Source organism: Psychrobacter sp. I-STPA6b (genome assembly GCF_020662265.1).
In the GTDB taxonomy this organism is placed as follows: domain Bacteria; phylum Pseudomonadota; class Gammaproteobacteria; order Pseudomonadales; family Moraxellaceae; genus Psychrobacter.
Genome location: NZ_VEWM01000122.1, coordinates 222,020 through 237,885, shown reverse-complemented (window position 1 = coordinate 237,885; position 15,866 = coordinate 222,020). Strand labels below are relative to the sequence as shown.

Sequence of the window (15,866 nt, the reverse complement as noted above, 5' to 3'; positions counted from 1 at the left end):
ATCGACACATCATATGATACCATGATGCGCTGATATGTCACATAATCTAACACAGATGACGAGTAACTTTGTTAAAATGGGCGACTATTTTATACATTCATGACAACTTCAGTTAGCATCATTGCAAACACTTGAAAACACACTCTTCATACATTGAACACTAAGTTCGTTTGTTTAACCAGAAGGATTAAATCTGTGCAAGAATCACAGCCATTTATCGATACTGTCTCAGATAGCCTGAGTGAAACATGGTATCACATTGCCTCAACAGCAAAAAACTTGATGGATAAAGCCTCCGATATAGTTGATGATGAGTTTGCTTTACCTGTGAATCAACAATATATCAATGATGCACTCAAAAAATTCGTAACCAATAATGTGGACGCTATTTTAGAGCTGCGAGTTGAGTTACACGATGACTGGTTTCGCCTGTTTTGTACAATTGAAGTCGCTGGCATCTATGCAGAAGTTGCTGGTAACTTTGGTCTGGTACATGTGCAGATTGATAACAATGTACAACGCTTTGTTTTTGCGCAAAAGACCTATACCGATGTACTAAAACTACGCTGTCAGTCATTTTTAAAACTACAAGGAATTAAAGCTGTCATCTGGTTTTATCATCGAATCCTTAAAAAAGACCCTCTTGGCTTTATTCTAAGTTATATCAATATCGCCCGTCCCAAAGATAATATCATTTACTTAGATATACATCGCTGGTTAAAGAAAAATGAAAAAATCATGAGTACTTTACATAAGTTTCATGTGAATTATGGTGTTGTGGAAGAAGAACAACTAGTACTAAAGTCACAAGTTAAAATTAAAAACTTGTTTATTAATAGCAGCGGCGAAGACATTGTCACCCCAGCTGATCAACCAGAACTGATGGACGGTCCTATCCAACCAGTTAGTGATGCAACCAGCCCTAGCATGGAATAAAATAAGCTGTCAGTATAACTGAGTGTAGGAATCAAGGTGTCTTTCCTTTGATGCCTTATTGTTTCCTACACTTCACCATTAAGCAAACTTAATTAATCCTTCCTTATCCCAACACCCTAGACTGAACTACCAATAGTTTTCTACTGCAATATTGCCCTCACCACGTCGATTCATGGTTAGCCCCATCTGCTTCAAGGCTTCTTTTGTATCATCAACCATCTGTGGGTTTCCACAAAGCATAACATGAGAGCTTTCAGGCAATAACTTCATACCAACCTGCTTTTCTAACTCACCACTTAATAAAAGCTTAGGCAAACGTTCTGCTAATGCACCTGCCATTTCTTCACGTGTCACAATTGGTACAAAAGTAAATGTTGCAGGACTCTCTACTAACTGAGCAAACTCTTCAACTAGTCGCCCAATTTTTTCAAGATAAGCAAGCTCTGCACATGTTCTTGCACTGTATGCCAAAACAATATGTTCATAATCCTGCCATGTTTGCAAATCTTGTAACATAGATAGAAAAGGCGCAACACCTGTTCCTGTTGCCAATAACCATAAATCCTTTGGTAATGGTTTTTGATAACGTGCCAATGTCAAAAATCCAAAAGGTGTGGTATTTAAAAGCAATTCATCACCAACTTGTAAATGCTGGAGCTGTGAGGTAAATGCACCATCAGCAATCACAATAGAAAAAAACTCTATCTCTTCATCATAAGGCGATGAAACAATCGAGTAGGCTCGAAAAATATCTGTATTTGCAGGTAGCCATGTCATACTTTGTAAATTAGAAGCAGGGTCATAACCAGCTAGCTGGTTACACAGCTTCAGTTGTCTATAGTAGGTAAGCTGACTGGGATTGACACCCAAACGTACAAACTGACCTGCTGTAAACTTAAAGCTACTAGGACGTGTCACCCGAAAGCTAAATAGCTTTGGTGTCCATGTTGTCTTGCTCAATACCCGTACCGGCACAATATTATTACTCATAAATACTTACTCATAGGCTAATAACTATTATCAATGTTCATATTTATAGCAAAATTCAGCCTATTTTTATATAAAAATAGGTGTTAAGTTTAACATAAACCCAACACCTATATATGCTCAAACAACCTTTTACAGTCTATACAGTTATTTCTTTTTAGATTACCAAATCCGTGCCTGCTCCGACCATATAATCAAGTCATTTGGTAATATACCAAAATAAATCACCACTAAAGTTACTATCATAATCATGATGCCACCAACTTGAGCGCCCCAATGAGGCATCGCATCAAATTTAATATTACCATGAGGGCGTTTATACATTGTCAGTAATACACGTAGATAATAGTATAAGCCGATAGCACTACCAACAACAATCATAACAGCTAAGAACCACTGCATCCCCTGAACAGCTGATAACACTGCAAAAAACTTGGTAATGAACCCTGCTGTCAATGGGATACCTGCCAAAGATAGCAACATAATCGTCATCATCCCTGTCATCACTGGTCGACGCCAGAATAAGCCTTGATAATAACTGAGTTTATCAGCCTCACCTGCATCTTGATAAGGGCTTGACATTAATGTAATTACGCCAAAAGAGCCAATCGACGTCAGTGCATACATTGCCATATACATATTACTGACAACTTCAGCAGCAGCACCAATACTAACAACCACTACCAGCACATATCCCATATGAGCAATTGAAGAGTAACCTAGCAGACGCTTTAAATTATTTTGACGAACTGCCAATAAGTTACCTACCAATATTGATAACGTTGCAATAACCATCATTAGCATTTGCAAACTTTCAATTGCTAAGGCGGCTGTATCAATTAAGAAACGAATGGCTAATCCCATCATGGCCACTTTACTCACAGATGCCAGATATGTCGCAATTGGCGCTGGTGCACCCTCATAGACGTCAGGTGTCCATGTATGGAAAGGGGCAGCAGATAACTTGAAAGCGATGGCAAATAACATCATAGTAGCACCCAGAATCATCAATGGTGACTCTAGTACATAATGCATAGCAACACTGATTTCTTTAAAGTCTAATGTACCCACTTCCGCATACACAAATGCCATACCCATCAATAATGTCGCAGAGGCAGTTGCTGATAAAACCAGATACTTTAAACCCGACTCTAACGATTGATTGCGCATAAAAGCATATGCCAGCATGCCATATAATGGCACGGACAATAACTCTAAGCTGATAAAGAATGAGGCAAGATTATGCGCACACACCATCAACATTGCGCCAATAGTAGAGAGTAGCATCAATAAATACAGCTCTTCTTTTTTATCTTTGAATGACTCAAAATAAGCATAAGATAAGGTAAAACAAGCCAGTGATGATACTAAAATCACAACCATGTTAAACTGGGCAAAAGAGTCAACCACAAACATAGGGTCTACGACTATCTCGGCTGGTATGGCATACCAACCTAAGATTTGCATCATCAGCACAATCAGTGCTGCATTCAATCCAATCACACTAATTGTTGCCGTGATGAAGTGTGAGCGCTTTGCAGCAATCAAAATCATCACCAACAAAACCGTCAAAACAACAATAATAATAGAGGCAAATGGCATTAAGCTATTTAAACCTATCGTCATTAATTCATTCATGACTTAACGCGCCTCCTCGATTGTTAATGTTGACAGCATATCTATATTTACAACTTGATGATAAGTATAGGCATTATTAATCCATTGCATACTTTGACTAGATGTATCCAACACCTGCTGGGGGAACAATCCCAACCAAACTAAGCCAACAACTAATATTAATAACATCGTCATTTCACGTGCATTTAAGTCATAGAGTATTCGACGCTTTGTCGTAACCCTTGGATTGACTTCAGGTTCTTTTACCACTTTTGCTGATTCATCTATATGAGAATAAGAGGCTTGTTGCATTGACACAGCTTCAAACTTCTGCGGTTGTCCAAATAAAGCACGATAAATCAGTATTAAAGAATATAAACCTGCCCACACCAAACTGAATGTCGCCAGAATGACAAATACTGGATACTGCTCAAATGAGCCTAATAGGATTAAGAATTCTCCAATAAAGTTCCCTGTTCCAGGTATACCTAATAAGGCGGCACAAAAGAACATCAAAAATGCAGGATAATAACGCAACTGCCCCCACATACCACCCATCACTGTCAAATCACGCGTATGTAGACGTTCATATAACTGTCCTGCCATAATAAATAAGGCGGCTGAAGATAAACCATGAGCCAGCATTTGTACCATCAATCCTTGCAGGCTTAATAACGTACCTGCATAGATTGCTAATACCACAAAGCCCATATGAGATACACTGGTATAAGCCAGTAAGCGCTTGACATCGGTTTGCACAAACGCCAACCATGCTCCATAAAAAATACCAATTGTGCCTAATGTTATTGCGATTGGTGCAAATTCTTGTGATGCAGTTGGAAATAATGGTAAGACAAAACGTAACAACCCATAAGCTGCTGTTTTAATCAAAATACCAGCCAAATCGACCGAACCAGCAGTAGGTGCTTGGGCATGAGCATCTGGCAACCAACCATGAAAAGGCATTACCGGTAACTTCACCGCAAAGCCAATAAAGAAACACAACATAATCGGATATTCCCATCCTCCCAGTTGTACCCCTAATAAATCATTATAATTAAAGCTTACTTTTCCAGTTGCTGCATAGCTTACAATCACCAAAATCAAGATACCAATCAGCATAATCAAGCCAGATGCCTGAGTATAAATAAAGAACTTAGTTGCTGCATACTCTCTACTTTTACCACCTGGAATATTATGTCCCCAAAGCGCAATTAGAAAGTAAATCGGTACAAGCATCATCTCCCAAAAGAAGAAGAACAAAAACAAATCGATAGCCAAAAAGACACCAATAACGCCACCCAAACTCCATAATAAATTCAAATGGAAGAAGCCAACACGGCGCTGTATCTCACCCCAAGAACAACCTACAGCTAAAATACCTAACAAAGCTGTTAAAACCACCATCAATAGTGACAAGCCATCCATAGCTAAATGGAAGCGAATCCCAAAGCTATCAATCCACGGCATATCAAACTGAGCAAACCATGGCAAATCAGCACTCGCAGGATATACCTGCTGGCTCATACCAGTAAATCCGCCGTGTTGCCATAAAATGAGTGTCATGACAAATGTAATAATCATGCCAAACAATGCTACCCAGCGTGGCAATCTATCACTGACCTTTTCAACCAGCCAGCATAAAATTCCGGCAATAAAAGGTACTGAAATAAGCGCTGGTAACATCCAAGAAAGCTGTAATTGAGTCATCTTATACCACCGTCATCATCACAAGTACCAATAACACTGCCATGCCAATACCAAAGCTAGCAGCATACCCTCGCAGTGAGCCTGTTTGTATTGCCACCACGGCCTTATTTCCAATAGAGGCAAGCATTGGTAAAACACCCCATGTTTTATCCACTGGATCTACTTTTAGCAAACGACCAATCAACAAGAATGGTTTCACAAAAATCCAATCATATAACGCATCAAAACCCAAGCCGTTATAACACCAATAATAAATAGCACCACCAATGCTAGACGCTTTAAATTTTGCTAATAATTGACCAGCATTGACCACATACAGCATGTATGCCACAGCAGCACCTGCCAGCATTGCCCCCATCGCTGTAAACTCAGCAAAGTGTTTACCATGTGCCTCACCAGCCACTTCTAAAAGTTTCCCGACGCCTTCTGGCAACACACCCTGTAGCGGTGGCGTAATCAATGCACCAAGTCCTGTCGATAATACCAATAACACAGCCAAAGGTATCTGATAGGATAATCCTGACAGCTTATGAGCATGTGTCTTTTCTTCACCATAAAAGGTGAACCAAATCATTCTAAAGGTATATATAGACGTTAAAAATGCCCCAAATACACCCATATAAAACAACATTTGGTGTCCTGCAGCATAACTTTCCCACAAGATAGCATCTTTTGAATAATAACCAATGGTCACAAATGGAATAGCTGCCAATGCACCGCCACCAACGATAAAGCTCCAAAATACCAATGGAATCTTTTTGCGTAATCCGCCCATCTTAAAGATGTTCTGCTCATGATGAACAGCAATAATGACAGCACCTGAAGATAAGAATAATAATGCCTTAAAGAAAGCATGCGTCATCAAGTGAAAAATCGCACCTTGCCAAGCACCAACACCCAGTGCTAAAAACATATAGCCAATTTGGCTCATTGTTGAATAGGCCAAGATACGTTTAATATCTGTCTGTGCCAAAGCACAAAAACCAGCCACTACAAGTGTAATCGCACCAACGGCACCGACCCAATACAATAAAATACCTGGTGTTAATAAGAATACTGGATGCATCCGTGCAATCAAATAGACACCTGCCGTTACCATCGTTGCCGCATGAATCAAAGCCGATACAGGCGTTGGTCCTGCCATTGCATCTGCCAACCATGTATGTAATGGAATCTGGGCAGACTTACCCATCGCACCACCAACAAGCATCATCGTCGCCAAAATCATATTTTGATTATTGACTGCATATAATGCAGGGGCTTGAGTAATAATATCTTGAATATTTAATGTCCCAAACTCACGGAACAATAAGAACAGTCCAAACGCCAAAAACACATCACCCACACGGGTCACTGTAAATGCCTTAATGGCTGCTCGACCATTGGCTCTATCATGAAAATAGAAACCAATTAATAGATAAGAGCAGATACCAACACCTTCCCAGCCAAGATATAAGAGCAACAAATTATCTGCCAATACCAGCAATAACATACTGGCGACAAACAGATTCATATAACTAAAAAAGCGTGAGTAACCAGACTCACCCTTCATATACCAAGATGCGAATAAGTGAATCAGAAAGCCCACGCCAGTGATGATACCTGTCATCGTCAATGCAAGACCATCAAAGCTCAATCCAAAAGCTGGTGCAAAATCTCCTATTTGCATCCATGTCCACAAAGGTATATTGACGACAGTACCAGACTCATAAGTTGTCAAAAACTGAATCGATACGACCAATGCACACAGCGCACTTAGCCCCATACTACCAACACCAACAGCTCTTGCCGTATCTTGGCTTAAACGGTCACGCATTGTGGCTAATATCAAAAAGCCAATGAATGGGAATATAAAGGTCAATGATAATAAACTCATGGCACTTATCCTTTCATCTCATTGGCACTATCGACATCTAAATGACCCCGCTTATGATAAAATTGCAATAAAATCGCCAATCCAATCGAAGCCTCTGCTGCCGCTAACGTCAAAATAAAAATAAACATAACTTGTCCATCAGGACTTGCCCAGCGACTGCCTGCCACTACAAAAGCCAATGCAGCTGCATTCATCATAATCTCAAGGCTCATCAGCATAAATAAGAAATTACGCCGAACCATTACCCCACATAGACCAATCGCAAATAAAATACCTGCCAATGCCAATCCATGCCCCATCGGGATACCTGTCACTGCTTCTGATGCTGTAAATCCATTGGAATGTGTCGATGGCATCATTTCTATACCTGCTTGAGCCTCACCACCTTGATGAATGGATAGCTCATGAGCAAATGGCTGGGCTGATGATTCAGTCGGACTTTGTGAAGCCTGTAACGCAGATTGTGCCATCAGTGCTTCTCCTCAACTGCTGTCTGAATCTTATTTTTTTGAACTTTTTCCTTAAAGCTTTTGGCATCCACTGGCTGATATACATACGGCTTAGCCATCTCTACCGCATCACTAGCATCCTCATTATCATACTCAGAGATACTGCCAACACTGGGCTGAAACTGCTGGCTGCTATGACTAATATTCTCATCATCCAAAGCTTTTTTACCCAAGTGATAAGCTGCCACTAAAGCCGCTAATAGCAACATCGCGGCAACCTCAACTAACAACATATATTGTGTAAATAAAGTTGCCCCCACTGCCTTTGCAGATACTGTATCTTGTGCCACCATCGCCATTGAGCCATCAATACTTGGATTAGATGTTCCCAAGCCAATCATGGAGAACAGCACCAAAGCAATAATCAATGCCAATCCTGTTGGTACTGCCCATACTTGAGCCGATAACCAACGACTTTCACGGGCATCATTTGCCGCACCCAAGTTCAGCATCATTATCACAAAGACAAACAGCACTAAAATTGCCCCTGCATAGACAATCACTTCCAATGCACCTGCAAATGGTGCACCGAGAATAAAGAAGATGCCTGCCACTGCCAGTAACGATACAATCATTGATAAAATGGCATGTACTGGATTGGCATGAATAACTACTCGCAAACTGGCAACAATCGCAACAATCGCTAGCGAATAAAAGCCAACCAATGCTGTATTATCAAAAAAATGTAAAAAACTGGTCATGGCAACAAGCTCCTTAAATCAACTGGTGGTGCTTCATTTTGTGCCGCCCCTTTTGGCTTTTCAGCAATCGCCATTCCTGTTACTCGATAATAGTTATAATCTGGATATTTACCCGGACCAGAAATCAGCAAATGCTCTTTTTCATAGACCAAGTTTTGACGTACATACTCACCCAGCTCAAAATCTGGTGTTAGCTGAATCGCTGTGGTTGGACAAGCTTCCTCACACATACCACAAAAGACACAGCGTGAGAAGTTGATACGGAAAAACTCAGGATACCAGCGTCCATCTTCACGCTCTGCTTTTTGTAATGAAATACAGCCAACTGGACACGCCACCGCACACAGATTACATGCCACACAGCGCTCATCACCATCAGGGTCACGAGTTAAGACAATACGTCCACGAAATCTGGGTGGAACTGGAACGGGCTGCTCTGGATACAAAATCGTATCTCGAGGACGTAACGCATGACTATTCACCATCCACATTGAGCGGACAATAGTAAATATGCCTATGACCGTTTTTTTCAAAGCAGTGAAAAATGCTGTTAACATGGAATTTTCCTTTGCATTTTTTACAAAAAATTTACTTATTGAACCAATAAGATAATGGCTGCTGTTGCCAATAAATTAACCAAAGTAACTGGTAGACATACTTTCCAACCAAAATTCATCACCTGATCATAGCGTGGGCGCATCAAAGAGCCCCGCGCCAAGACAAACATGGTCATAAAAAACAATGTCTTAATCATAAACCAAAAAGCAGGTGGCAATATGGTAAAACCTGTATCTATTAATGGCATCCAACCACCAAAGAACAAACAAGTCATCAAGGCTGAAATCAGCACCACATTGACATACTCACCAATAAAGAACATACCAAACTTCATACCTGAATATTCAACATGATAACCTTCCGCCAGCTCTTGCTCTGCCTCTGGCTGGTCAAACGGATGACGGTGAGTCACAGCCACACCTGCAACCACAAAGGTCAAAAAGCCCAAGAACTGTGGAAAGACATTCCAGTGCAATAAGCCACCAGATTGTGCTTCAACAATCTCACGCAAATTGAATGAGCCTGTCATAGCCACAATACCCATCAATGACAAGCCTAAAAACACTTCATAACTAATCGTCTGTGCTGCTGAGCGCAAGCCACCTAGTAAAGAGTATTTATTTGCTGATGCCCAACCACCAAACATCACCGCATAAACTGCCATACCTGCCATGGCAAAGAAAAATAAAATACCAATGTTCCAGTCAGCAACACCAAGTGTTGGTGAGATAGGAATAATGGCAAATGATGCCAGAGCCGTAAACATGGCAATAGCTGGCGCTAGAGTAAACATAAACTTATCAGCAAACTTTGGTGTCCAGTCTTCCTTAAAGAAGATTTTGAGCATATCAGCAACCAGCTGTAATGACCCAAAAGGTCCTACCCGATTAGGGCCATATCTATCCTGCCATAATGCGAGCATACGGCGCTCATAGATAATCATCAAAGCAGCCACAATCACCACAGACAAAAAGATAACTAATGCCTGTGCTACCATAAATAATGTCGACCAAGTAGCATAGCTCATACTACCTGCCAAGAAACTAGGCACATCAGGAATGATACGAGTTACTTGCATGGTCATGCCCCCTGAGTAGCCGTTGTTTGTGTTGTTAAAGAATCTTCTACCATATCCGCTGTTTCATGTATTTCGTTGATTTGCGGTGGGTCTATTTTGATTACAGATGCTGGCAAATTGCCATGAATAATCGGCACTTGTCCAACTGGATAACCAATACACCCTTCTGCCAAATAAGGCACAATCTGTACTGGCAACTCTATACGTACACCATCTGTGGTGATTGCTAACCAGTCCTCTTCTGACACTTGCCAATGCTCTGCATCCTCCGCAGAAACATAAAAAGTAGCTTCAGGCATTTGTGAGGCAATTAAAGGACTACGATACGCCATCGCAGATTTAGCAAAAATATTATAGACAGGGACAAGTTTGGCACGACCTTGGAACATACTGGTCTTAACAGGGAAGGTTTGTGCAGGTGCGACATATTCACGTTTTGGCAACCGTTGCTCAGCCTCAATAAGGTCAAACAACCTCACTCCAGGGTCTCCCTTTTTCAGATGACCGCCCACCTTATCTTGATATTTATTCCATGCTTGTGGCGAGTTCCAGCCAGCCGACCATGCAAAAGGAATCATTGAGCTATCCGTTTGCTCTCCAGTGTAACCTTCCATTGAGAAAGTCAAACCCGTATCAATATCTTTTGGCTGCATCGGTTCATGTACTGAAATCGGCGCACGCATGGCGGTTCGCCCAGAATAACGGCGTGGCTCACGAGCAATTTTCAATCCACTGATTCGATAATCTGCTTCAGGGGCTGCTTGACGAATACCATGCAAATGCGGATGGCTATCTATCAATGCACTAATCACATCATCCAACTGTGTCCAGTCAATAGGCAAGCCTTCTAAGTTTGCTTGTACTGCATGCAACCAACGCCAACCTTCCTTAATACCACTCATTGGATGATAGTAGTTACTGTCATATACTTGGAAGAAGCGTTGCGCTCGTCCCTCAGCAGATACCAACGTACCATCAGCTTCAGCAAAACTTGCTGCGGGTAATACCAAATCAACAAACTGATGCCAAGCTAAAAACTGATGATCTAAAGCAATGACTGTTTTATTCTCTAATAAGTCAGCCAGTCGTGAAACATCAATGGCATCAGTTAATTGATTCTCTGCCACAACCACAGCATCAAACTCACTTGCCAATAATGTCTCTACAGACTGACCACCTAGCAAACATACTCCAATACTATTGGCATCTGGCACACTTAGATAAATACTTGCTTGATTACGGTAAGCTGTATCTTCCTGCTTAAGCTCTAAATTTTCTTTAGTATCTCTTGTTACTTGAGCTGTATCACTTTGCTTCGCTTTCGCCTCTAGCTCTTTGTCTACTGCTGGTTGCTCTTGTTGCGCCCGCACTCTGGCATTGTGAATTTCTATATGCTCAAGCTCAGTTGTTTTGATTGCTTGACGCTTACTGGTTAATGCTTGTGTTACTTGTGCAGCCGCCTCAATGATAGAGACATTAAATAGACTTGTACCAGAGACAACCAAGGGTTTATCAGCAGTCACTAAGTCATAAGCTATTTGTCTTGCCAGCTCTGTCATAGCATCTAAATCTGCATCTGAATTAATATCATGTGATGCTTCATCATTTACTACTTCGCATGTACCTCCAGATTGCTTAATCTGCTCTAAATCATCAGACAAATGATTAATCTGCTCAGCAATGGCATAGCCAAGTTTGGTAATATCCTCTGGTGTTGCCACACAGCTCACTTTACTAATATCATCTAGCTTAGTTTGCACAGCATCAATAATATAGACAGGGCTATATTCTTTTTGACCGATACGCTGTACTGGCTCTGCTAACCACTCTTGAGTTTTTAACGCAGCCGCCATTTTTACTGCTTTATTTTTTGCAGCCTGACGTACTGCCAATGCTACCCGTGATGAAGTCTGAGTAATGTCTTCACCCAATATCAAAACAGCGTCATGAGATTCTATCTCAGTAATACTTGGGTTATGAATGTCTTCAGTGGACAATACCTCAATACACTTTTCAACCAACTGTTGCTGATGACTATTTAATCCCGTTGAAAACTTATCAAAACCAACCAGTTTTTTTAAAGCAAAATTGGTCTCTAAACTGGCACGAGGCGACCCAATACCAATCACTTTTTTATCTTTTAAACGCTTCACTGTCTCATCAAGCGCATAATCAATATTAATCTTGACGTTTTTATCATTAATACGCTCAATTGCTTGGATAGGACGGTCTTTACGGTTCACATAACCATAGCCAAAACGCCCCAAATCACATAAGAAATAACGATTTACCTCACCGTTATAACGATTTTCAATACGGCGCAACTCCCCATAACGCTCACCTGGTGAAATATTGCACCCTGCCGAACAGCCATGACAAACACTTGGGGCATATTGCATATCCCATTTACGATTATAACGCTCAGAATGGGTTTTATCAGTAAACACACCTGTCGGGCAAACTTCAGTTAAATTTCCTGAAAACTCACTTTCAAACTGTCCATCTTTATCACGTCCAAAATACACACGATTATTAGACGCATAGACCCCTAAATCTTCACCACCTGCATAATCTTTATAAAAGCGGACACAGCGATAGCAAGCGATACAACGGTTCATCTCATGGGCAATAAAAGGACCTAGATCTTGGTTTTGATGCGTACGTTTGGTAAAGCGATAACGACGCTGATTATGTCCAGACATATAAGTCATGTCTTGTAAATGACAATGACCACCCTCTTCACAAGTTGGACAGTCATGGGGGTGATTGGTCATTAAAAACTCAACGATAGACTGGCGAAACTCTTTTGCCTCTTTATCGTCGATTGAGATATACATATCATCAGTCGGGGCAACCATACAAGACATTACCAAACGTCCACGCCCAGACTCCATGTCTTCTTTATTATTAAACTGCTTGACCGCACATTGACGGCACGACCCCACTGAGCCTAACGCAGGATGATAACAAAAATAGGGAACGTCGATACCTAAAGACAAACAAGCTTGCAACAGATTGTCTGCTCCATCAACTTCGACCGTTTTTCCATCAATATGAATGACTGCCATTTGTATCTCTCTGTTATCTAAAACTTGTCATTTATGCCTAGATTGCACCATTTTATGGCTTTACTCACACATAAATAACAAAGGTCATTTTGCTTGCTATCGCTTGCTAATTTTAATAACACTTTATATCAATTTATCTAAAAACTATTGCTATTACTGTACTAAACGTATGGGGCGTACATAGTGTCTATCATGCTTTTTATGATAAAGAGAATAACCATCATCAAAATATATTCCCCACATATAATCATCTTGTTGTACCGAAGATGACCAATAAAAACGTTTTATTGTATTGGGAAATGCCTGTTGATTAATCGTGGGCTTTTGGTATCCATAATCACCACCTTGACAAAACCATCCAACCTGTTTTTCAGTATTCATTTTTGTTGGAATGTTTCGCATCTCTACAAATCCTTTATTACAATAAATCAGACTATGTAAATCTTCGATATGTGGCATTTGCCAATCGTCATAACCCAAATAATTTTCAGTATTTAACTGCTTAACAGCATCAACTGCTTCATTCCACGTATATTTATTTGCTTCACCAATACAGGTTTTACCATTCCACGTTTGCCCAATACTACAGCGTGACCACATCATACGAGTATCATTATCTATCGCTGTACCATCATCAAAAACTGTGTAATGATCTATCAAAATACCTCTCTTTATATCAGTATTTCTCTCACCATTAGGATAAGTAGTATGTTGAGCAGTCACACACCCTGATAATATTGAAATTAAGACGGCTGATAGCCCAATCGGCATTCCCAAGACAACTGTTTGAGCTAGTTTATTGGTTAAGTGATGTTTTACCATGGCTCGTTCATTCCATTGTACAGAACTCATGTCAATCTATTTACTGGCTAACCGCTTCTTTCACTGGTTTAGCTGGCTGTTTTTTTGCAGACTTTACTGCATCTATTGCCTGAACCCCAACCGCCTGCTCAATCTTGCTATCAAATTCATGACGGAAATATTTCAGTGCACTCATCAAAGGCTCCATTGCACCCGGAGCATGCGCACAAAAAGTTTTACCTAGCCATAAATCACGGGTCAAACCTTGTAGTTTTTCGACATCACCAAGCTGACCTTGACCATGATTAATCGCTGTTAATAACTTCACACCCCACGGCAAACCATCACGACACGGCGTACACCACCCACAAGATTCACGCTGAAAGAAGGTCTCTAAGTTTTGTAGCAATGCCACCATATCTTGAGACTCATCAACCACCATAATTAGCCCAGTCCCCATACGACTGCCCGCTTTTTGAATCGCATCAAAGTCCATTGGGGTATCTAAATGCTCTGTGGTCAAAAAATCTGTCGATGCACCACCGGGCAACCATGCTTTGAGGGTGCGTCCATCTTTCATCCCGCCTGCAAAGTCTTCAATAATCTCACGTGCCGTATAACCAAAAGGCAACTCCCACAAGCCTGCATCATTGACCAGACCTGAGCAACCAAAGATTTTGGTTCCGGGTGTTTCACTACGTCCCAATGATTTGGGTAGCTCTTGATACCAATCAACACCATTTACCATAATCGCTGGCATATTACTAAGCGTCTCAACATTGTTAACCACTGTTGGACGACCCCATGCCCCAGAAATCTGTGGAAAAGGGGGCTTGGTACGAGGGTTAGCACGGCGACCTTCTAAACAGTTAATCAGTGCTGTTTCTTCACCACAAATATAACGCCCTGCCCCTGTATGCACATGTAAGTCAAAACTAAAATCAGTGCCTAAAATATTGTCACCAAGCAGATTATTGGCAAGCAACTCATCAATAGCACGACTTAAACGCTCTGCCGCTAAGATATACTCGCCACGGATAAATATATATCCTGATGATGCCCCGATTGCATAAGCAGTAATGAGCATGCCTTCGATTAATTGAAAAGGTAGGCGCTCCATTAGCAGGCGGTCTTTGAATGTCCCCGGCTCCATCTCATCAGCATTACAAATCAAATAGCGAGGGCCACCATCTGGAGGTGACATAAACGACCACTTTAACCCTGCATTAAAACCTGCACCACCACGCCCACGTACGTTTGCAGCCTTAATCATATTAGCAACATCTTTATGATCTGTTTCTAAGGCATTTTTTAACCCTTCAAAGCCTCGTAACGTTTGATACGTCTGCAAATCTAAGACAGCATCATGATGTGCTAAACGCCATGTCAAAGGCTTAGTCTCTATCGTAGCCTGCTCTTTATCACCATAAATGGGGATACGTTGGCTATTAAGCTGGCTTGGTGCTTTTCCTGCTTGGCGGCTGGCAATCTGTTCGGCGATAGTCTGACTCATGCGTATAGCTCCAATAACTGTGCAACTTCCTCTGGCTGAACGGGTCCATAGGTATCCTCATCAATCAATACCGCAGGGCCTTTATCACAATTGCCCAAACAACAAATGGGTAATAAAGTAAAACGTCCATCGCTGGTCGTCTGACCATACTCAATACCAAGCTGATTTTTTAGCTCAGCTGCCAGTGCTTCATAGCCAGTCAAATAACAAGCAATCGAATCACATATCAAAATCACATGTCGACCCACAGGCGAGCGATAAATACGATTAAAAAAAGTTGCCACCCCTTCAATATCTGTCACTGGCACATCTAAAATATTGGCAATCGCATTCACCTGAGCATCGTTCACCCAGCCATTACGACGCTGTACATATTTTAAAGCGTCCAATGAGGCTGCCCGAGCCTGTGGATAATGGTGCATATACTCATGTATCGCATCAATTTCCTGCTCAGTCAAAATACTGGCTATATCAACTTTTGGGGCTTTGTCAGAAACAATTTTAATCATTGC

At 41.1% G+C, this 15,866-nt stretch carries 13 protein-coding genes; 1 reads left to right on the top strand and 12 read right to left on the bottom strand.

Annotated features, from left to right (window positions below; all coding sequences use genetic code 11):
* The first annotated feature begins 195 nt into the window (after positions 1-195).
* A complete protein-coding gene (locus FHK88_RS13310; RefSeq protein ID WP_319800169.1) occupies positions 196-936 on the top strand; it encodes a hypothetical protein in 741 nt (246 codons plus the stop codon).
* Between the two features lie 126 nt (positions 937-1,062).
* Here the strand turns inward: FHK88_RS13310 and FHK88_RS13305 are convergent, their stop codons facing one another.
* The 12 genes from FHK88_RS13305 to nuoE all read right to left on the bottom strand — a co-directional run bounded on the left by FHK88_RS13305 (position 1,063) and on the right by nuoE (position 15,860).
* Positions 1,063-1,926, bottom strand: coding sequence for a ferredoxin--NADP reductase (locus FHK88_RS13305; RefSeq protein WP_227431193.1), 864 nt, complete (start codon positions 1,924-1,926; stop codon positions 1,063-1,065).
* 159 nt (positions 1,927-2,085) lie between these two features.
* A complete protein-coding gene (locus FHK88_RS13300) occupies positions 2,086-3,561 on the bottom strand; it encodes an NADH-quinone oxidoreductase subunit N (RefSeq protein ID WP_227431192.1) in 1,476 nt (491 codons plus the stop codon).
* A 3-nt stretch (positions 3,562-3,564) separates the two neighbouring features.
* On the bottom strand, positions 3,565-5,250 hold the full coding sequence (gene nuoM, locus FHK88_RS13295) for an NADH-quinone oxidoreductase subunit M (protein ID WP_227431191.1): 1,686 nt from the start codon (positions 5,248-5,250) through the stop codon (positions 3,565-3,567).
* A 1-nt stretch (position 5,251) separates the two neighbouring features.
* A complete protein-coding gene (gene nuoL, locus FHK88_RS13290; protein ID WP_227431190.1) occupies positions 5,252-7,126 on the bottom strand; it encodes an NADH-quinone oxidoreductase subunit L in 1,875 nt (624 codons plus the stop codon).
* Between the two features lie 5 nt (positions 7,127-7,131).
* Positions 7,132-7,482, bottom strand: a complete 351-nt coding sequence (nuoK, locus tag FHK88_RS13285) for an NADH-quinone oxidoreductase subunit NuoK (RefSeq protein ID WP_264480694.1) — start codon at positions 7,480-7,482, stop codon at positions 7,132-7,134.
* A gap of 113 nt (positions 7,483-7,595) precedes the next feature.
* Positions 7,596-8,336: an NADH-quinone oxidoreductase subunit J gene (gene nuoJ, locus FHK88_RS13280; RefSeq protein ID WP_227431189.1), complete on the bottom strand. Its 741-nt coding sequence runs from the start codon at positions 8,334-8,336 to the stop codon at positions 7,596-7,598.
* Positions 8,333-8,893, bottom strand: a complete 561-nt coding sequence (gene nuoI / locus FHK88_RS13275; protein WP_227431188.1) for an NADH-quinone oxidoreductase subunit NuoI — start codon at positions 8,891-8,893, stop codon at positions 8,333-8,335. The genes nuoJ and nuoI overlap by 4 nt, the downstream gene beginning before the upstream one ends.
* A 35-nt stretch (positions 8,894-8,928) precedes the next feature.
* Positions 8,929-9,921 (bottom strand): NADH-quinone oxidoreductase subunit NuoH, encoded by a 993-nt coding sequence (gene nuoH / locus FHK88_RS13270; protein ID WP_227431255.1) that lies wholly within the window; start codon positions 9,919-9,921, stop codon positions 8,929-8,931.
* A 53-nt stretch (positions 9,922-9,974) separates the two neighbouring features.
* Positions 9,975-13,040: an NADH-quinone oxidoreductase subunit NuoG gene (gene nuoG / locus FHK88_RS13265; RefSeq protein WP_227431187.1), complete on the bottom strand. Its 3,066-nt coding sequence runs from the start codon at positions 13,038-13,040 to the stop codon at positions 9,975-9,977.
* A 153-nt stretch (positions 13,041-13,193) separates the two neighbouring features.
* Complete coding sequence (locus FHK88_RS13260) at positions 13,194-13,892, bottom strand: DUF1566 domain-containing protein (protein WP_227431186.1); 699 nt, start codon at positions 13,890-13,892, stop codon at positions 13,194-13,196.
* Positions 13,893-13,902: 10 nt separating this feature from the next.
* Complete coding sequence (nuoF, locus tag FHK88_RS13255; RefSeq protein ID WP_227431185.1) at positions 13,903-15,354, bottom strand: NADH-quinone oxidoreductase subunit NuoF; 1,452 nt, start codon at positions 15,352-15,354, stop codon at positions 13,903-13,905.
* Positions 15,351-15,860, bottom strand: coding sequence for an NADH-quinone oxidoreductase subunit NuoE (nuoE, locus tag FHK88_RS13250; protein ID WP_227431254.1), 510 nt, complete (start codon positions 15,858-15,860; stop codon positions 15,351-15,353). Before nuoE ends, nuoF begins: the two co-directional genes overlap by 4 nt.
* Positions 15,861-15,866 lie beyond the last annotated feature (6 nt).

What these genes read in the sequence shown, in the direction of transcription:
- FHK88_RS13305 (WP_227431193.1), bottom strand. Translation starts at nt 1,926, where the DNA reads ATGAGTAATAATATTGTGCCGGTACGGGTATTGAGCAAGACAACATGG.
- FHK88_RS13300 (WP_227431192.1), bottom strand. Translation starts at nt 3,561, where the DNA reads ATGAATGAATTAATGACGATAGGTTTAAATAGCTTAATGCCATTTGCC.
- nuoM (WP_227431191.1), bottom strand. Translation starts at nt 5,250, where the DNA reads ATGACTCAATTACAGCTTTCTTGGATGTTACCAGCGCTTATTTCAGTA.
- nuoL (WP_227431190.1), bottom strand. Translation starts at nt 7,126, where the DNA reads ATGAGTTTATTATCATTGACCTTTATATTCCCATTCATTGGCTTTTTG.
- nuoK (WP_264480694.1), bottom strand. Translation starts at nt 7,482, where the DNA reads ATGCCATCGACACATTCCAATGGATTTACAGCATCAGAAGCAGTGACA.
- nuoJ (WP_227431189.1), bottom strand. Translation starts at nt 8,336, where the DNA reads ATGACCAGTTTTTTACATTTTTTTGATAATACAGCATTGGTTGGCTTT.
- nuoI (WP_227431188.1), bottom strand. Translation starts at nt 8,893, where the DNA reads ATGTTAACAGCATTTTTCACTGCTTTGAAAAAAACGGTCATAGGCATA.
- nuoH (WP_227431255.1), bottom strand. Translation starts at nt 9,921, where the DNA reads ATGAGCTATGCTACTTGGTCGACATTATTTATGGTAGCACAGGCATTA.
- nuoG (WP_227431187.1), bottom strand. Translation starts at nt 13,040, where the DNA reads ATGGCAGTCATTCATATTGATGGAAAAACGGTCGAAGTTGATGGAGCA.
- FHK88_RS13260 (WP_227431186.1), bottom strand. Translation starts at nt 13,892, where the DNA reads ATGAGTTCTGTACAATGGAATGAACGAGCCATGGTAAAACATCACTTA.
- nuoF (WP_227431185.1), bottom strand. Translation starts at nt 15,354, where the DNA reads ATGAGTCAGACTATCGCCGAACAGATTGCCAGCCGCCAAGCAGGAAAA.